The sequence below is a fragment of the Trichococcus sp. genome (genome assembly GCF_049589555.1).
Taxonomy (GTDB): Bacteria; Bacillota; Bacilli; order Lactobacillales; family Aerococcaceae; genus Trichococcus.
In genome coordinates this window covers 1-1789 of sequence record NZ_JBAWAZ010000358.1, presented here as the reverse complement: position 1 = coordinate 1789, position 1789 = coordinate 1, and the positions used below count along the sequence as shown (strand labels likewise).

General features: G+C 44.7%; 2 protein-coding genes. One reads left to right on the top strand and one right to left on the bottom strand.

Going from position 1 to position 1789, the window contains the following annotated elements:
• Positions 1-156: 156 nt before the first annotated feature.
• On the bottom strand, positions 157-765 hold the full coding sequence (locus WBV27_RS12400; protein WP_424202437.1) for a superoxide dismutase: 609 nt from the start codon (positions 763-765) through the stop codon (positions 157-159).
• Between the two features lie 142 nt (positions 766-907).
• On the opposite strand from WBV27_RS12400, the gene WBV27_RS12395 reads away from it, so the two are divergent.
• Positions 908-1696 carry a DUF1189 family protein gene (locus tag WBV27_RS12395; RefSeq protein WP_424202436.1) on the top strand — a complete coding sequence of 263 codons (789 nt, stop codon included), beginning with the start codon at positions 908-910 and terminating at the stop codon, positions 1694-1696.
• Positions 1697-1789: the final 93 nt, after the last annotated feature.

Here is a 1789-nt window from a genome sequence, read left to right as displayed (position 1 = left end):
GATATATATTAATCGAAAAAATCTGGAAAGTAAAACAATCGCACTTGGAAGTGCCGCAAACCGAAAAAATTCCGAAACAGCAATATTTCGATAGTAAAAAAAGGACTCAGAGCGGGTGCCCTGAATCCTTTAAGTGGATTGCAATAACTTTTTTGTCTATTTCGCGGCCGCTAAACGGCTGTTGACTTCATCCCAGTTCACAAGGTTCCAGAATGCTTTGATGTACTCCGGACGCACGTTCTTGTAGTTCAGGTAATAAGCATGTTCCCATACATCAAGGCCCAAAATTGGCGTTTTGCCTTCGCTGATAGGTGAATCTTGGTTTGGTGTGGAGGTGATTTCCAATTTACCATCGGAAACTACCAGCCAAGCCCATCCGGATCCGAAACGGCCAACTGCAGCCGCTGTGAATTTTTCTTTCATGGCATCAAAGCTGCCGAAAGCCTCTTCGATTCCGTCTTTGACAGCCCCTGTAGGTTCTCCGCCCGCGTTAGGCGCCAAAACTGTCCAGAATAAGCTGTGGTTTGCATGTCCGCCGCCGTTGTTGCGGACAGCCGTACGGATATCCTCCGGAATGCTGTTCAAGTCAGCCAATAATTCCTCAATCGTTTTTCCAGCCAACTCAGGGTGTTTCTCCAATGCTGCGTTCACATTCGTAATGTAGGTATTATGATGTTTCTCATGATGCAAGTGCATCGTTTCCTCATCGATATATGGTGTCAAAGCGTCGTACGCGTAAGGTAATGCTGGTAATGTAAAAGCCATGTTAAATTCCTCCTAAAATAGTTTAGTGATTTCTGACTGATTTCACTGTATCATCAATTGCTTACTTTATCAAAAATAATGCCTCGAAGCCGTATCAATTTTTGATTGCTAAATGAATCCATTTTCGATAGACTGGATAAGTATGATGCAGAAAGCGGTGATCACAATCTCAATCGTCAGTTTAGTCAAAGACAGTTTTATGGATCCAAAACAATTGCTGGGTGCCAAAACTTTAAAAAAAGGCTCTGCCTTTTTGCTCTTCATCTTGCTCTCACTGACCGTCAGCATCCCCCTGTTTCTGGATGGATATGCTACGCTTCAAAAATTTTCGGCAGATGCGGGCGTGATAGCGGATAAAATCCCTGCATTCACCATTTCGGACAGCGAATTGCGGTTGGAGGATCCCACGGAAAAAGGTTTCATTTATAAAACCGACACAGTCCTGTTGGCTTTCGATAGTCAGGAAATTTACACGCAGAGAGAAATCGAAAAAGAAATGTCCTCCCCTGTTTTGATTTTGAGCCTCGTATTTTCAAAGGATGCCTTCACCCTCTACGCTCAAGACGTCCCATTCCGGTTGCCTTACGAACAGGCTGATGACATTACGGACCAGTCGTTCAAAAAGTTATTGCGCAATTTTTCCAGCGATCAGCTTTTTTCCGGTGTGATCATGCTCTTGTTCAGTCTTTTCATTTCATCGTTCAGTGTCCTTCTGACGCTCTTGATAATCGCGCTGTTCGCGAATGTATTGACAGGATTCATGCGGAAAAAACTCCCCTTTCGGGAAATCCTAAAAATGGCGCTTGTAGCCTCCGTCGTCCCGGTGCTGTTCTTCAGTCTGTTGAACGGATTCGACCTCTATCCGATGATCCAGGATGAAGCGATAGCGCTCATCGGTATGTTCTATTTCTACAAAGCCCTCAAAGATTAGCAGGTAAGCCGCAACTTTTCGGAAACGTCCGCTTCCTGCCCAAAAAGAGGCCGCAGCATATGATCGAAGGATCATCTTGCTGCGGCCTCTTTT

Bases quoted from the DNA above. Each gene is read 5' to 3' on its own strand.
- WBV27_RS12400 (WP_424202437.1), bottom strand. From the start codon at position 765: ATGGCTTTTACATTACCAGCATTACCTTACGCGTACGACGCTTTGACA.
- WBV27_RS12395 (WP_424202436.1), top strand. From the start codon at position 908: ATGATGCAGAAAGCGGTGATCACAATCTCAATCGTCAGTTTAGTCAAA.